This window comes from Geomonas sp. Red32, assembly GCF_023652955.1.
Classification (GTDB): Bacteria; Desulfobacterota; Desulfuromonadia; order Geobacterales; family Geobacteraceae; genus Geomonas.
In genome coordinates this window covers 300745-315760 of sequence record NZ_JAKLOY010000001.1, presented here as the reverse complement: position 1 = coordinate 315760, position 15016 = coordinate 300745, and the positions used below count along the sequence as shown (strand labels likewise).

At 61.3% G+C, this 15016-nt stretch carries 10 protein-coding genes; 8 read left to right on the top strand and 2 right to left on the bottom strand.

Going from position 1 to position 15016, the window contains the following annotated elements; all coding sequences use genetic code 11:
* Nucleotides 1–25 precede the first annotated feature (25 nt).
* From L4X63_RS01390 to L4X63_RS01380, 3 genes are all read left to right on the top strand, one after another.
* The gene (locus L4X63_RS01390; protein ID WP_350339157.1) at nucleotides 26–2110 is read left to right on the top strand and encodes a methyl-accepting chemotaxis protein; all 2085 of its coding nucleotides are present in this window, start codon (nucleotides 26–28) and stop codon (nucleotides 2108–2110) included.
* Between the two features lie 557 nt (nucleotides 2111–2667).
* A complete protein-coding gene (gene scpC / locus L4X63_RS01385; RefSeq protein WP_250676793.1) occupies nucleotides 2668–4263 on the top strand; it encodes a succinyl-CoA:acetate CoA-transferase ScpC in 1596 nt (531 codons plus the stop codon).
* Between the two features lie 875 nt (nucleotides 4264–5138).
* Complete coding sequence (locus tag L4X63_RS01380; protein WP_250676792.1) at nucleotides 5139–5810, top strand: fibronectin type III domain-containing protein; 672 nt, start codon at nucleotides 5139–5141, stop codon at nucleotides 5808–5810.
* A 153-nt stretch (nucleotides 5811–5963) separates the two neighbouring features.
* Here the strand turns inward: L4X63_RS01380 and xerC are convergent, their stop codons facing one another.
* The gene (gene xerC, locus L4X63_RS01375; protein WP_250676791.1) at nucleotides 5964–6833 is read right to left on the bottom strand and encodes a tyrosine recombinase XerC; all 870 of its coding nucleotides are present in this window, start codon (nucleotides 6831–6833) and stop codon (nucleotides 5964–5966) included.
* Nucleotides 6834–6919: 86 nt separating this feature from the next.
* Between xerC and L4X63_RS01370 the strand changes: the two genes are divergently transcribed.
* From L4X63_RS01370 to L4X63_RS01350, 5 genes are all read left to right on the top strand, one after another.
* Nucleotides 6920–8047 (top strand): DUF362 domain-containing protein, encoded by a 1128-nt coding sequence (locus L4X63_RS01370; RefSeq protein ID WP_250676790.1) that lies wholly within the window; start codon nucleotides 6920–6922, stop codon nucleotides 8045–8047.
* 414 nt (nucleotides 8048–8461) lie between these two features.
* On the top strand, nucleotides 8462–9922 hold the full coding sequence (locus L4X63_RS01365) for a LysM peptidoglycan-binding domain-containing protein (protein WP_250676789.1): 1461 nt from the start codon (nucleotides 8462–8464) through the stop codon (nucleotides 9920–9922).
* A 57-nt stretch (nucleotides 9923–9979) separates the two neighbouring features.
* A complete protein-coding gene (locus L4X63_RS01360) occupies nucleotides 9980–10708 on the top strand; it encodes a tetratricopeptide repeat protein (protein ID WP_250676788.1) in 729 nt (242 codons plus the stop codon).
* 102 nt (nucleotides 10709–10810) lie between these two features.
* Nucleotides 10811–12616 (top strand): translational GTPase TypA, encoded by a 1806-nt coding sequence (gene typA, locus L4X63_RS01355; protein WP_250676787.1) that lies wholly within the window; start codon nucleotides 10811–10813, stop codon nucleotides 12614–12616.
* Between the two features lie 33 nt (nucleotides 12617–12649).
* Nucleotides 12650–13417, top strand: a complete 768-nt coding sequence (locus L4X63_RS01350) for an outer membrane protein assembly factor BamD (RefSeq protein WP_250676786.1) — start codon at nucleotides 12650–12652, stop codon at nucleotides 13415–13417.
* Nucleotides 13418–13537: 120 nt separating this feature from the next.
* Here the strand turns inward: L4X63_RS01350 and L4X63_RS01345 are convergent, their stop codons facing one another.
* Entirely contained in the window at nucleotides 13538–14851 is a 1314-nt protein-coding gene (locus tag L4X63_RS01345; protein ID WP_250676785.1) for a GGDEF domain-containing response regulator, read from the bottom strand.
* Nucleotides 14852–15016 lie beyond the last annotated feature (165 nt).

Genomic DNA, 15016 nt, shown 5'->3' with positions numbered 1-15016 from the left:
AGGCGCGATGTTCCGGAATAAATTGATGAAAAAGATCCTGCTCATCATCGGGGTTACCCTGTTCGTGGGGGTCTCGGTGCTGGGGCTTCTATCCCTCGGCCTCCAGTACCGCGCCAGCATGGATCTGCAGGAGAAGAACAGCCGGACCCTTGCCGCCGTCATCGTCAACGAGATCAACGAGTTCATGATGAAGGCCGACACCAAAGGGGTCATCGACCTCGCCAAGGTCGCCAAGGACCGTTTCGGCTTCGACCTGAAGATCTACAACAAGGAGGGAAAGGACGCCAATAATCCGTCGAGCGCGGTGAGCGGCGACGTGCTGAAGGCGCTCTCCACCGGCAAGACCCTGGAGACCCGCCTGGTGGAAAACGGCACCCACACCCTGCGCGCGGTGGTCCCCCTGGTCAACGAGGAGCGCTGCAAGCAGTGTCACGACCCCGGCGAAAAGTACCGCGGTGCGGTGGTGCTGACCTCCTCCATGGAGGCCGGATACCAGAGCGCGCTCAAGATGATGGCCATGCTGCTGGTTGCCGGTTGCTGCTTCTTCCTTGCCATGATCGGGAGCATGTACCTGTTCTTCAAGAAGACGGTGGTGCGCGACATCATGGACTTCTCCACCAAGATCGACGACCTGGTGGCGGGGGAGGGAGACCTCACCAAGGAGATCACCGTCCGCTCCGACGACGAGATTGGCCAGCTCGCCAACCAGATCAACCGGCTGATCGGGAAGCTGCGGGAAACCATCACCGTTCTTTACCAGTTGGCGGAGAACATTTCCATCTCCCTTTGCCAGGTCTCCAACCTGACCGGCAGGACCCTCATTTCGGCGGCGGAACAGAAGGAACGCTCCCAGACGGTGGCGGTGGCGGCCGAGGAGATGGCCACCACCCTTAATGTCGTGGCCGGCAACACGCACCAGGCGGCCGGTTTCTCGGTGGAGGTCGACCTGGCCGCCAACGACGGGATGGCAGTCGTCGATGGTGTCTGCCAGGCGATCGAGCTCGTCAAGGGGAACGTCGCCAAGACCCTCGACACGGTCGGTAAGCTGGAGACCTCCTCCGGGCAGATCGGCGACATCATCAACCTCATCGAGGACATCGCCGATCAGACCAAGCTCCTGGCCCTCAATGCCGCCATCGAGGCGGCGCGGGCCGGAGAACACGGCCGCGGCTTCGCCGTGGTCGCCGACGAGGTGAAGCTCCTTTCGGAGAAGACCGCCACCTCGACCAAGGAGATCGCCAGGATCATCACCACCATTCAGCAGGAGAGCCGCGAAGCGGTGAGCTCCATCAGCGAAGAACAGGAGCGGGTCGAGGAGGGGGTGACGAAATCCACCCAGGCCCGGGAGTGTCTCGAAAAGATCCTCTCCCTGGCAGGGGAGACGGCGCAGCTCATCAACCAGATCGCCTCCGCGACCGAGGAGCAGAGCGCAACCACCTCCGAGATCTCGGAAAAGATCCACAACGTCTCCACTTCGGCCACCACCGTGCACCATGACATGCAGGAAAGCGGCAAGGCCTTCAACGTGCTGACCGAGGTGGCGGAGAAGATCTTCTCGACCGTCGGCAAGTTCAGCGTCGGCAACCGGCACGACATCATCAAGGGGATGGCCTCCGAGATGCGCGACCGGGTCATCGCCCTCGCCGAGGAGGCGATCGCCCAGGGCAAAATCACCGAGGCCGACCTCTTCGACCGCAACTACCGGCCGGTTCCCAACACCTCGCCGCAAAAGTACGAGACCGCCTTCCACAGCTACTTCGACCGCTTCGTCTCCCCTGTCCAGGAGGAGATCCTGGCGCGGCAGCAATCGTTTCTGTTTGTCATCTGCGTGGACGACAACGGCTACGTTCCCTGCCACAACCTCCGCTACACCGAGCCGTTGACCGGGGACGCCGAGTACGACAAGAACCACAACCGTACCAAGAGGATCTTCAACGACAAGACCGGCCTGAAGAGCGCACGCAACACCGACCCTTTCCTGCTGCAGACCTACCAGCGGGATACCGGCGAGATCCTCAACGACCTTTCCACCCCCATCTACATCAGGAACCGGCACTGGGGAGCGGTCCGGATCGGGTACCAGGCGGACTACGGTTTGAAGCTCGAATAACGGTTAGATAGGACGCTATTATTTCAAAGGGCGTTTTAAGGCCGCCCCCCGACGGGGGCGGCCTTTGTTTTACCCGCTCCCTTCCAGCTGGCCGGGGCGGGGTGCGGGGGGATGCCGGGGGGAGGTTGTTATCATTAAGAATAAAACGCCGCGAATTTACGGAAACGTAAATCATCTTGATGACTAAGGTTTATGTCGGCACGCCCCCCGCCGGGCCGGAAACTTTTTATCAAACCCGTTTTTGTCTTGACGTTGCCGGCGGATAAGATTAGATTGCATACTGTATACACCTCCCCCGTCTCCTCCTTCCGGGGTGTTGCCGTCGCCGTGTCCGGCACCGACACGAGCCGTCCTGGTCCAGCCAGCCGAACAATAAATCTGCCGTATTTACCCTTGACTATGAGACTGGCGTTAAGTAGAATCCGGTTCTACTTTTGCCCTTAGCGGCGCCTCATGTTGAGGCGCGAGGCGGCAGCCAGCCGCACACCAAAGCCATGTCCTTATCAGTGTTTAAAGGCTCGCGTCTGTAAACACCAAAACCAAACAGGAGGAAAAAGATGTCCGAATACGGTACGCTCCAAGACCGGGTACGTTGCAAGTCGCTTCTCAGCAAGGTGATGACGCCGGAACAGACCATCCAGTTCTTCAAGCCTGGCATGAACCTCGGCTGGTCCGGGTTCACCCCCGCCGGTTACCCCAAAGTGGTGCCCATCGCGGTTGCCGAGCACGTCGAGAAGAACAACCTGCAGGGCAAGTGGAAGTTCAACCTGTTCATCGGCGCCTCCGTCGGCGCCGAGACCGAGAACCGCTGGGCACAGAACGACATGATCGACCGTCGTTGGCCCTACCAGACCGGCAAGGACATAGCCGCCGGCATCAACGCCGGCCGCATCCGGATGGGCGACAAGCACCTCTCCCTCTTCGCTCAGGACCTGGGCTACGGCTTCTATACCAAGGACACCGAGACCGGCAAGCTTGACCTGGCCATCATCGAGGTTTCCGCCATCACCGAGGACGGCGGCCTGGTTCCGACCTCCTCCTGCGGCGTCATCCCCGAGATCCTGATGATCTGCGACAAGGTGATTATCGAGGTGAACACCGGACAGCCCTCCTTCGAAGGGATCCACGACAACATCTCCTGCAACCATCCGCCGAACCGCCAGGTGCTGAATATCACCCACGCGAGCTCCAGGATCGGCACCACCTACGTCCCCTGCGATCCCTCCAAGATCATCGCCGTGGTCGAGTCCAAGCTGCGCGACCAGGGCCGCGCCTTTGCCGAGCAGGACGACACCTCCGAGGCCATTGCCGGCCACGTCATCGAGTTCTTCACCCAGGAAGTAAAGGCTGGCCGTCTTCCGAAGAACCTGCTGCCGCTGCAGTCGGGCGTCGGTTCCATCGCCAACGCCGTCATCGGCGGCCTGGCCAAAGGGCCCTTCAGCAACCTGACCGTCTACACCGAGGTGCTGCAGGACACCATGCTCGACCTGTTCGACTCCGGGAAGCTGGACCACGCGTCCTCCTGCTCGCTGTCGCTCTCCGCGACCCCGGGCTTCCCGCGCTTCTTCGAGAACATGGACAAGTACTTCGACAAGATCACCCTGCGTCCGCTCTCCATCTCCAACGCACCGGAGCCGATCCGCCGTTTGGGTTGCATCGCAATGAACACCCCGGTCGAGATCGACATCTACGCACACGCCAACTCGACCCTGGTCGGCGGTACCCGTATGATCAACGGCCTGGGCGGTTCCGGCGACTTCCTGCGTAACGGCTTCCTCAAGATCATGCACACCCCGTCGAGCCGTCCGTCCAAGACCGACCCGAACGGTATCTCCTGCGTGGTCCCGCACTGCTCCCACATCGACCACACCGAGCACGACCTCGACTGCGTGGTCACCGAGCAGGGTCTGGCCGACCTCCGCGGTCTGGCTCCGAAGGATCGCGCCAAGCGCATCATCGAGAAGTGCGCCCACCCGGACTACAAGGCTCAGCTGACCGAGTATCTCGAGATGGCTTCCAAGGACTGCCTCGCCCGCAAGGTCGGTCACGAGCCGCAGCTGTGGGATCGTGCCTTCAAGATGCACCTCAACCTTGAGAAGAACGGCACCATGAAGCTCAAGAACTGGGATGTGAAGATCGACCTCTGCGAGTAATCGCACGGTTTCGATAGCGGCAACAAAAAGGCCCCGCCATCCGGCGGGGCCTTTTTTCGTGTGTGCCGGGCAGGGCGGTAGCTCGTAAGCGCCATCGACGGCGTTTCCGCCGATCCGGTAACTCCTGCCCGTGCTTGCAACCAGGCTCTTTTAGGAACCCCCCGTGGCTTGTCGGGAGGCTCGGGCGTTTGTGCAGAAAACCCGCGGTTTGTCCGGGAACCCTACGGTTTGCACGGGTGGCCTGCGGTTTGTACGGGTGGCCTGCGGTTTGTACGGGATGGCTGCGGTTTGTACGGGATGGCTGCGGTTTGTACGGGATGGCTACGGTTTGTACGGGTGGCCTGCGGTTTGTACGGGACGCCTGCGGTTTGTACGGGACGCCTGCGGTTTGTACAGGACGCCTGCGGTTTGTACAGGACGCCTGCGGTTTGTACAGGACGCCTGCGGTTTGTACAGGACGCCTGCGGTTTGTACGGGACGCCTGCCGTTTGTACGGGACGCCTGCCGTTTGTGCAGAAGCCCCGCGGTTTGTACAGGCCCCGCCCATAGCCGGTAGGAACACAATGCGACTTGTGGAAAAAACGGCAACTATGGTAAGTAGGGGTGGGGGCGCCTGCCTAAATTGGAAACCAGAAAAGAATATCGAATTAATAAACATCTTCAGGTTCGACACACATTAATATTCGGTTTACTGTTTGTAAATAATTACAGATAGTTCGTGTCGATAAGGATGCTTCTGCCACTGAATACATTAAAAATGATGTGAGAGGTCACGAAAAAGAGTAATTTTTATTCGCCTCAGCCTCTATTCAATGCAAATTCCTGCGCTACACTTCCCATTGTCTGCCCGCAAACGTGCAAAAGGAGGTGACCCTATGGTGAAAACACCACGGAAGTTTCAAATGCAGTTACAGGTATTTCGGCACCCGAACTTGAGGACGGTTCCCGAACGTCTGGATCTTTTGAGGGGGGTGAACTCTAACCTGGAGAGCCACGCCTCATATCGGGAATGCCAGACCGACCCGAGCCGGGAGCACCTGAAGACCTGCGAGCTGGAGTTATCCAACGTCCAACTCGCGGTGCAGGCTGGGAATCGCACGATGATTCCCCAGAGGAATCTCGTAGTGGAAAGGGTGGACGAGGCCCTGTACGACTTCGTTCATTTCGTGGAGAAGAAAGGGAGGAAGGAGCCCGAAGCTCTCCACAACATCGGTCTGGATTCCTTGTTCATCACCCAGAGCAAGAAGTCTGCGGTCGTCGCACCGGGAAGTTCTCCTTTCCTGTTCGAAGTAGTCAACGGAAATCATCTCGGACAGATGCTCGGCTCGGTTGGGGTCCTGCCGGGGGTGCGGAGCTGGGAGATGTGGTTAAACGCCGGGGACCCGAACGACGAATCGGCCTGGCGGTTTTACAAGACCTATTTCAAGACGACCGGCATGGTCATTGCCGGTCTGGAGTCCGGCAGGGTCTACTACTTCAGGATCAGAGGACTCAACTCGGCGGGCGCGAGCCCTTGGTCGGCCGTGGTGAGCCTCAGGGCTCTCTAGCTTATCCGGGCAGACATCAAGGCCTCCATTGGTTACCGCAATGGAGGCCTTTCATTCGTGCGTCCGGCAGGGAAGGGCCGTCTCGCGGAAGCCGATGAGCATTACTCGGCTGGGAGCCGCCTCACGAAAAGGCGCGGCTTTTCACTCCGGCTTTCAGCGGGCCTTGGGATGGGCTTTGTCGTAGACTTCCATGAGGCGGTCGATACTGACGTGGGTGTACTTCTGGGTAGTGGAGAGGGATGCATGCCCGAGGAGCTCCTGGATACCGCGCAGGTCGGCACCCCCTTCCAGCATGTGGGTGGCGAAGGTGTGCCGGAGGGTATGGGGGGAGGCTTTGCGCATGGTGGGGATCAGCAGCATGTGGGCGTCGACGATACGGGCGACGCTGCGCCGGGTAAGGCGGCCTCCGCGGGCGTTCAGGATCAGCGGTTCGGGCGGCTTCGGGGCCCCCCGCTCCTCGAGGTAGCCGGCGAGCACCTGGAGGGCTAGCCTTCCTACCGGGACGATCCGCTCTTTCCCCCCTTTCCCCATCACCCGGGCCAACCCCTCATGGAGATCGAGGTCCCCCACGTTCATCGAGGTGAGCTCGCTGACACGGAGCCCGCACGAGTACAGGATCTCGAGTATGGCCCGGTCGCGGAGGGGAAGGCCGGCGGCGCCGGCAGGCGCTTCCACCAGTGCGGTGACCTGGTCGATGTTCAGGTGGAACGGGAGCCGCTTCTCCTTCTTGGGGGTGGCGACCAGCTCGGCGGGGTTCTTGTCCACCTTCCCTTCCCGCACGAGATAGCGAAAGAGGGCGCGTATGGCGGAAAGCTTCCTTCCGAGGGAGCTTTTTTTGTGGGTTTTGTGGAGGGAGGCCAGGTAGCGCCGGACGGCAAGGTGGTCGACCTCGCCGGGGCTTGCCGCTCCGCCGAGGAAATTCGCGAAAAAAGCGAGGTCGCTCCGGTAGGCTGCCACGGTGTGAGCCGAGACATTACGTTCGCTTTCGAGGTACTTGCAGAATTGCTCGATGGCGCTGTTCATGGTATCAACCTCTATAGCAAAATTTAGGGCGGCGTGCCATGGGAATCGCTGGGGAGACCTTTGTCCTGGGACAAAATGAGGTGACGATGTATCGGGTTAGTTTGCAGAGGGTGCCGTCGTACGACCGCGACGAGGTGATGGGGGGGCTGGTGCGGCTTTTGGAGCCGCTCGGCGGGATGGGGCGCTTCGTCAAGGCGGGGGAGCGGGTCCTCATCAAGCCGAACATGCTGGCGGCCAAGCCTCCGGAGGCGGCGGTCACCACCCATCCGGAACTGCTGCGGGCGGTGATCGAGCTGGTGAAAGGGGAGGGGGGGATCCCTCTCGTGGGAGATTCCCCCGGCATCGGGAGCCCTCACCGGGTGGCCGAGAAGTCCGGCCTTTTGAAGGTCATCGAGGAGACCGGGGCGGCCTTCGCTCCCTTCCTCGACTCGCTGCCGGTCAAAGGGGAGGGGACCTTCAAGGAGTTCGAGCTGGCCCGGCCTTACCTGGAGGCGGACAAGCTCATCAACCTCCCCAAGCTGAAGACCCACGAGATGATGACCATGACCTGCGCAGTGAAAAACCTCTTCGGCGCGGTGGTCGGCACGCAGAAGGCGGCCTGGCACCTGAAGGCGGGTGCCGACAAGGAGCTCTTCGCCCGCATGCTCATCGAGGTCTACCGGCTGCGGATGCCGGAGCTCAACATCGTCGATGCCATAACCGCCATGGAGGGGAACGGGCCGGGAAGCGGCGATCCGCGTCAGGTCGGCTACCTTTTGGCCGGGGGCAATGCGGTGGCAGTGGACGTCATCGCGGCGGAGCTCGCCTCCATCCCCCGCAACCTTCTTTATGTCGAAAGTGCGGCCCGCTCCCTAGCACTTCCCGGCGCCAATCGTGAGGAGATCGAGTGTGTGGGGGATAGCCCCCGGGAGGGCGGTATCGCCCCCTTTAAACTCCCGCACCTCTCGGACGTGCAGTTCGGGCTCCCCAAGTTTCTCAAGAACCGGCTCCGCAACCAGCTTACCTCCCGCCCGGAGGCCGCCGGGGAGGTCTGCCGTCTCTGCGAGGTCTGCGTGAGGGCCTGCCCTCCCAAGGCCATTGCCGTCCAGGGAGGGCGCCTTCGCTTCGATTACCACCGCTGCATCCGCTGCATGTGCTGCCGCGAGCTTTGTCCCCACGCGGCACTGAAGCTGAAGGACGGGCTTCTGTTATCGGTAATCAAAAAGCTGAGTTAGCATTTTAATGATAGGGGCGACATTGACAATACCGGGGGTGAGTATTATTATCAGAGCATCCTCCGGGAAGCACACAGCGAGGGATGTAAATCCACCAACAGGGAATAAGGAGATCAGTAATGAACTTTACTGCCTGGTACGCGATTCGTCCCGTAACCCACTGCAAAGAGGGTTGCCCTAGTTAGCCCGTCGCCACCGGCGGCGGGCGTTCCAGAGCCCCCCTGACCTCAGGGGGCTTCCTAAAAATTGAAAAGGCCTCCCGTTTTAAAAGCGGGGGGCCTTTTTCTGTTTCCGGGCAGGTCGTGCAGCAACCCCCTTAGAACTCGATAACGCCCCCTCTCATTGACAAAAGCGCCGGATTCCGTTATCCTGCACTGCCTCCACGTCCCCCGTGCGAGGCCGACAAGGAGTCCAATGACCAAATCGATTCTCTTCATACTGGCGCTTTTTGCCCCGGCGACCGTCTTCGGTTTCCAGCTGCCGGGAGGATCCAGCGACCACGATTACCGGCACGCCACTTCGGGGGGTGACCGGGTGCTGCTCGCGTCGACCTCTCCCGAGGTGGGACTCTCCAAGGCGCTGGGAGTCCAGGGCAACGACGTCGAGGACATCGACGCCGGCGCCGACGAGGACCTGGCGTTCGAACTGAAACTTCCCGAAGAAGATCTCCCCGAGTCCGACATCCCCCTCACCTTCAACAGCAAGGTCGATTACTTCATCCGCTACTTCCAGAATTCCGGTCACTCCTCCTTCGCCAAGTGGCTCTCCCGGAGCGAGCGCTACATCCCGATGATGCGGAGTGTCTTGAAAAAGGAGGGGATGCCCGAGGACCTCGTCTACCTGGCGATGATCGAAAGCGGTTTCTCGCCGCGGGCTCTCTCGGTGGCGAGCGCGGTCGGCCCCTGGCAGTTCATGTCGGGCACCGGCAAGCACTATGCGCTGAGGATCGATCCCTGGATCGACGAGCGCCGCGACCCCCTCAAGTCGACCGTAGCGGCCGCACTCTACCTGAAGGAGCTCTACGGGCTCTTCAACAAGGACTGGTACCTCGCCGCAGCCGGCTACAACGCGGGGGAGAACAAGATCCTGCGCGCCATCAACATGTACAACAGCCGCGACTTCTGGGAGCTCTCCAAGGGGGGGTACTTAAAGCGCGAGACCAAGGATTACGTCCCCAAGCTGATCGCCGCCGCCATCATCGCCAAGGAGCCGGCCAAGTACGGTTTCGCGGACGTGGCCTACCTCCCGGCCGTCGACTTCGATGTGGTGAAGATCCCCGCCCGGACCGATCTCGAGGTGGTGGCCAAGGCATGCGGGGTGAGCACCCAGACCATCCGGGAGCTCAACCCGGAGTTGAGGCGTCTCTCCACCCCTCCCGATTATCCCGGCTACGAACTGAAGATCCCCAAGGGGACCACCGCGCTTTTCGAGGCGGCCTATGCCAAGATCCCCGAGACCGAGCGCTACACCGAGCGGGTCCGCCACGTCCAGTACCGCGCCAAGAAGAAGGACACCCTGGTCTCCATCGCCCGGCGCTTCAACACCACCCCGCAGACCCTCGCCGAGCTGAACAACCTCGGGAAGAGGACCAAGCAGCTCAAGGGGAAGACCCTCATCATTCCCGTCCAGGTCGCCGCAGGAGTGGAACCGAAGCCCGTCCAGCAGCCGGTGGTGGCCGAGGCGGAGCTCAAAGCGGAAAAGCCGTCCCACAAATACTACACGGTCAAAAAGGGTGACACCCTCTTCTCGCTGGCCAAACGCTTCAATGTCACCGCCAAGATTCTCTCCGCCTGGAACAACCTGAAGTCGAGGGTTGCTCTCCGCCCGGGGCGCCGCATCATCGTCTGGAAAGAGCCGGGCAAAGAGTCGGGGTGATCCGGAAGCTTCCCCTGGAACCAAGTACCTAATCCAATCGATCAAAAGGATACAGCGATGTATAACTTCATAATCTCCGGCGTTGCCGCAGTGGTCGTCTTCTTCATTGTCTGCCTCGCCTCCAGCTTCAGCTACTGGTGGGCCGCCCTCCTCGCCGCCCTCATCGTCTTCGCCGGCATCTTCCTCCTCATCGCCCGCACCGTTACCAAGAAGCTCGAGGCGATCATGGAGCCGGCCATGAAGGATATCCAGGCCCAGCGCTTCGAGAAGGGGATCCGCGACCTCAAGGAGGGGCTCAAGTACGCCAAGTGGCAGATCTACACCGAGAGCCAGATCAACTCCGCCATCGGCATGGTCTACTTCGTCAAGCGCGAGTTCTCCACCGCCTTCCCGTACCTCGAGAAAGGGTTCTTCAAGAACTGGGTCACCATGGGGATGCTCGGCGTCACCTACATGAAGCGCAACAAGCACGACAAGATGAAGGAGACCTTCGACAAGGCGATCCTGGCCTCCCCGAAGGAGTCGCTCCTCTACAGTCTGTACGCCTACTGCCTCAACGAGACCGGCGAGAACGTGAAGGCGTGCGAGATCATGGCCAAGGCCCAGTCCAAGCTTCCGGGCGACGAGAACATCAAGCAGAACCTGGAGCTTTTGAGGGAAGGTAAAAAGATGAAAATGAAGGGGTACGGCGAGATGTGGCTCCAGTTCCACCTCGAGCCGATCGGCGTTCTGCAGAAGCAGGCCATGGCCCAGATGGGTAAAAGGCCCCGCATCATCAGAAAATAGCTTGTAAAGTGCCGCCGAACATGCAATATTGAGTCGCTTCAGACGAGCGTTATGCTCGTCTTTTTATTTTGACAGAGCTGATACGCAAGGAGTCGTACGTAAATGCAGGAAAAGATCAGAAACATCGCCATTATCGCCCACGTTGACCACGGCAAGACCACCCTGGTCGACGCTATGCTTAAGCAGTCCGGAGTGTTCCGCGAGAACGAAGCCATCACCGAGCGCGTGATGGATTCCAACGATCTCGAGAAGGAGCGCGGCATCACCATCCTCGCCAAGAACCTGAGCATCCACCACGGCGGATTCAAGATCAACATCGTCGACACCCCGGGCCACGCCGACTTCGGCGGCGAGGTGGAGCGCGTCCTGAAGATGGTCGACTCCGTGCTCCTCCTGGTGGACGCCCTCGACGGCCCGATGCCGCAGACCCGCTTCGTCCTCAAGAAGTCGCTCGACCTGGGGCTGCGCCCCATCGTGGTCATCAACAAGATCGACCGTCCCGGCGCCCGCCCGAGCGAAGTGGTCGACATGGTCTTCGACCTCTTCTGCGAGCTGCAGGCCTCCGACGCCCAGCTGGACTTCGCCATCTGCTACACCAGCGCGAAGATAGGGTACGCCATGCGGGAGCTCGACGAGGCCTCCGACAACATGGAGCCGCTCTTCCAGCTGATCAAGGACAACGTCCATCCCCCCGAAGGGGACGTGGCCGCTCCCTTCCAGCTGCTGGTCACCAACATCGACTACAACGATTACATCGGCCGCATCGCCACCGGTAAGATCTTCAACGGCAAGGTGACCGCCGGCGAGACCGTGGCGCTGATCCGCCGCGACGGAAGCATCTCCAAGGGGCGCGTCACCAAGCTTTTGGGCTACGACGGCCTGAAGCAGGTGGAGATCCCGGAAGCCTTCACCGGCGACATCGTGACCATCGCCGGCTTCACCGATGTCGGCATCGGCGAGACCCTGGCCGCCGCCGACAACCCGATCGCGCTCCCCTACGTGGCGATCGACGAGCCGACCCTCTCCATGAACTTCATCGTCAACTCCTCCCCCTTCGCAGGGCGCGAGGGGAAAATGGTCACCTCCCGCAACATCAGGGAGCGCCTCGATCGCGAACTCCGCACCAACGTGTCGCTCAGGGTCGAGGATACCGGCAACCCCGATACCTTCCAGGTCTCCGGCCGCGGTGAGCTCCACCTCTCCATCCTGATCGAGAACATGCGCCGCGAAGGGTTCGAGATGGCGGTCTCCAAGCCCGAGGTCATCATGCGGGAGGTCGACGGCAAGAAGTACGAGCCGATGGAGTACCTGGTGGTGGATGTCCCCTCCGAGTACCAGGGGGTCATCATCGAGCGGATGGGACCGAGGAAGGGTGAGATGGTCTCCATGACCCCGATGGGTGAGACCATTCGTCTCGAGTTCATCGTGCCGGCCCGCGGCCTCATCGGCATCAGGGGCGAGTTCCTCACCGAGAGCCGCGGCACCGCGGTGATCACCCACACCTTCCACGAGTATGCGCCCTTCAAGGGGGATATCCCGGGGAGGAAGAACGGAGTCCTGGTCGCCATGGAGCAGGGTGAGACCACCGCCTACTCGCTGGACGCGCTCCAGCCGCGCGGCGTCCTCTTCCTGGGCCCGGGCGTCGAGGTCTACGGCGGCATGATCATCGGCCAGCACGCCAAGGACAACGACCTCGAGGTGAACCCCTGCAAAGGGAAGAAGCTCACCAACGTCCGCGCCTCCGGCTCCGACGATGCCATCAAGCTTACTCCGCCGCGCCTTTTGACCCTGGAGCAGGCGCTCGAGTTCATCGACGACGACGAGCTGGTCGAGGTCACCCCGCAGTCGATCCGCCTGCGGAAAAAAGAGCTCGACCCGATCCTGCGTAAGCGCGCCTCGCGCGCCTAGCCCAGGCTGAACCAACTTCGATAGGAGTCCAGCATGTCCTTGCGAATCGTGAGCTCCCTGGCACTTTTCTCCCTGGTAACCCTTCTCGCCTCCTGTTCGTCGGCCCCCAAGCCGGTGAAGAGTGCCGACCAGTACTATCAGGAGGCGGAGGCCGCCTACGCCAGGCGTAACTACGAAGAGGCCGTTACCGCCTACAAGAAGGTCAAGGAAGCCTACAGTTCGCCGGAGTTGACCGCCAAGGCGGAGTTGAAGATCGCGGACGCCCATTACGCCAACGAGTCGTACATCGAGGCGGCGGCCGCCTACGAGGATTTCCGCAAGCTCCACCCGACCAATCCGAAGGCTCCCTACGCCCTGTACCGGGCGGCGCTGAGCCACTACCACCAGATCACCGGGATCGATACCGATCAGACGCCGGTGAAAAACGCGGTGATCACTCTCGAGAGTTTCCTCAGGCAGTACCCGAGCTCCGAGTACGCTCCCGAGGTGCGGGAGAAGCTCGCGGACTGCCGGGACAAGCAGCTCGAGTACGAGACCTACGTCGGCAATTTCTATCTCCGGACCGATAAGACGGCCGCGGGGATAAAACGTCTCTCCGACGCGGTGCTGCACTTCCCGAAGTCTCCCAAGCTGGACCGGACCCTGTACCTTCTGGGTAAGGGATACCTGGAGGAGGGGAACCGTCAGCAGGCCGACCTGGTCTTCTCCCAGCTGGCCTCCCAGTTCCCGGGCAGCGAGTACCACAAGGAAGCGGTCAAGACCGCGGCTAAGTTCGCCGGCTACACCTCGCACGGAAAGTAGGCGATCGCCCCCGCCCCTTCAGGGAGGAGGGTGCATCGGAGGCCGGCCCTCCCCGTCTAGCGAGAGGGGGACGGCTGGGGCGAAGTGATAGCGGGATGAGTTAATAAAGGGAAGGACGAATCAGGACTGGCTGGTGTGGCCGGTGTTGAGTTCGAGTTGATCGTGAGGGCGCGGAACGGCATTTTTGCCTCGGCGCCCTTTCTTTTGCCGGTACATCCGCTGATCCGCTATCCGCCAGGCGGTGGACAGCTCGTTGCCGCTGTGGGCGGTGGCGGCGCCGATGGAGAGGTTTAAGGGGAGACCGCCATGCTCGGCGTTACTTAAGGCGAGGTGCTGCTGGAGCCTTTCCATCGCCTCCTTGAGTGCCGTTTCGTCCGTGTTGGGGAGCAGGGCGGCAAACTCGTCCCCCCCGATCCTGGCCGCCACATCCTCCTTCCGGAAGGCCCCCTTGAACACCTCGGCCGTCTGCTTTAGGAGCTCATCCCCCGCCGCATGCCCCAGCTGGTCGTTGGTTTCCTTCAGGCCGTCCACGTCGGCCATCACGATGCTGACCGGGAATTTCCTCCCTTTCTTCAGCCGGTCGAGCTCCTCGTCGAAATAGGCTCGGTTGTAGATGCCGGTCAGCATGTCGTGGGTGCTCAGGTAGCGAAGCCTGGTCTCCGAACGCTTGCGCTCCGAGATGTCGAGCAGCGCTCCCACCATTCCCCCCACCGAACTGTCCGAGGTGTTGAAGACGGCGCTGTAGAAGATGACGTCGCGGTTTTCGCCGCTCGCGCAGGTGATGGTTCCTTCGAAGGATTTCGGGCCCTCGCCGGCCTCCATTTTAACCTCCCCGCGTGAGTAATGCTTGGCGAGGTCGGGGGGGAGGATTTCGTAGACGGACTTGTTGAGGATCTCCCCGCGCTTCACTCCGAGCTGCTCCTCGAAGGCGCGGTTGCACCCGAGGTAATGGCCGTTGGGATCGTTGTAGAAGATGGGGGTGGGGAGGGTATCGATCAGGACCTGGATGAACTCCAGCTTGTCGCGGAGCTCTTTGTCGGCGCGGCGGTGCTCCTCGCGGCGGGCGGCCTCGGCGAGCTCCTTCTTGACCACGGGAACCAGGCGGACCAGGCGGTCCTTGAGGACGAAGTCGTCGGCACCGGCACGGATGGCGTCGGCGACCGCTTCCTCGCCGACCTTGCCGGAGACCATGATGAACGGCTGGTCGCCTCCCCGCTCGCGAACCATGCGGAGTGCCTCCATGCCGCTGAAACCGGGGAGGGAGAAATCGCAGACGACGAGGTCCCAGGAACTGAGGAGTGCGCGGGATAGCTCTTCGCCGGAGGAGACCGTTTCGTGTTTGACCCGGTACCCGCCGTGTTCGAGCTCCCTCACCACCAGCCGGGCATCATCCGGGTCGTCCTCGACGATCAGAACCCTGAGCTGCGTCTCCATTGCCACTTTCTCCCTGTCCGCGTGCTTCTCTCCGGCCGTGGTCAATGGGCGGTCTCCCACCCGCCTGCGTTCCTGAGCGCGTTCCTCACTTGGGCGCCCTTCAGGCTCCGGGAGGAGTGCATGGATCACGAGATGGTGAGGTATAACATTATCACGGACGGACAT

Excerpts from the sequence above, each read along its gene's own strand:
- L4X63_RS01380 (WP_250676792.1), top strand. The coding sequence starts at position 5,139 with ATGGTGAAAACACCACGGAAGTTTCAAATGCAGTTACAGGTATTTCGG.
- L4X63_RS01390 (WP_350339157.1), top strand. The coding sequence starts at position 26 with ATGAAAAAGATCCTGCTCATCATCGGGGTTACCCTGTTCGTGGGGGTC.
- L4X63_RS01365 (WP_250676789.1), top strand. The coding sequence starts at position 8,462 with ATGACCAAATCGATTCTCTTCATACTGGCGCTTTTTGCCCCGGCGACC.
- L4X63_RS01345 (WP_250676785.1), bottom strand. The coding sequence starts at position 14,851 with ATGGAGACGCAGCTCAGGGTTCTGATCGTCGAGGACGACCCGGATGAT.
- L4X63_RS01360 (WP_250676788.1), top strand. The coding sequence starts at position 9,980 with ATGTATAACTTCATAATCTCCGGCGTTGCCGCAGTGGTCGTCTTCTTC.
- xerC (WP_250676791.1), bottom strand. The coding sequence starts at position 6,833 with ATGAACAGCGCCATCGAGCAATTCTGCAAGTACCTCGAAAGCGAACGT.
- L4X63_RS01350 (WP_250676786.1), top strand. The coding sequence starts at position 12,650 with ATGTCCTTGCGAATCGTGAGCTCCCTGGCACTTTTCTCCCTGGTAACC.
- typA (WP_250676787.1), top strand. The coding sequence starts at position 10,811 with ATGCAGGAAAAGATCAGAAACATCGCCATTATCGCCCACGTTGACCAC.
- L4X63_RS01370 (WP_250676790.1), top strand. The coding sequence starts at position 6,920 with ATGTATCGGGTTAGTTTGCAGAGGGTGCCGTCGTACGACCGCGACGAG.
- scpC (WP_250676793.1), top strand. The coding sequence starts at position 2,668 with ATGTCCGAATACGGTACGCTCCAAGACCGGGTACGTTGCAAGTCGCTT.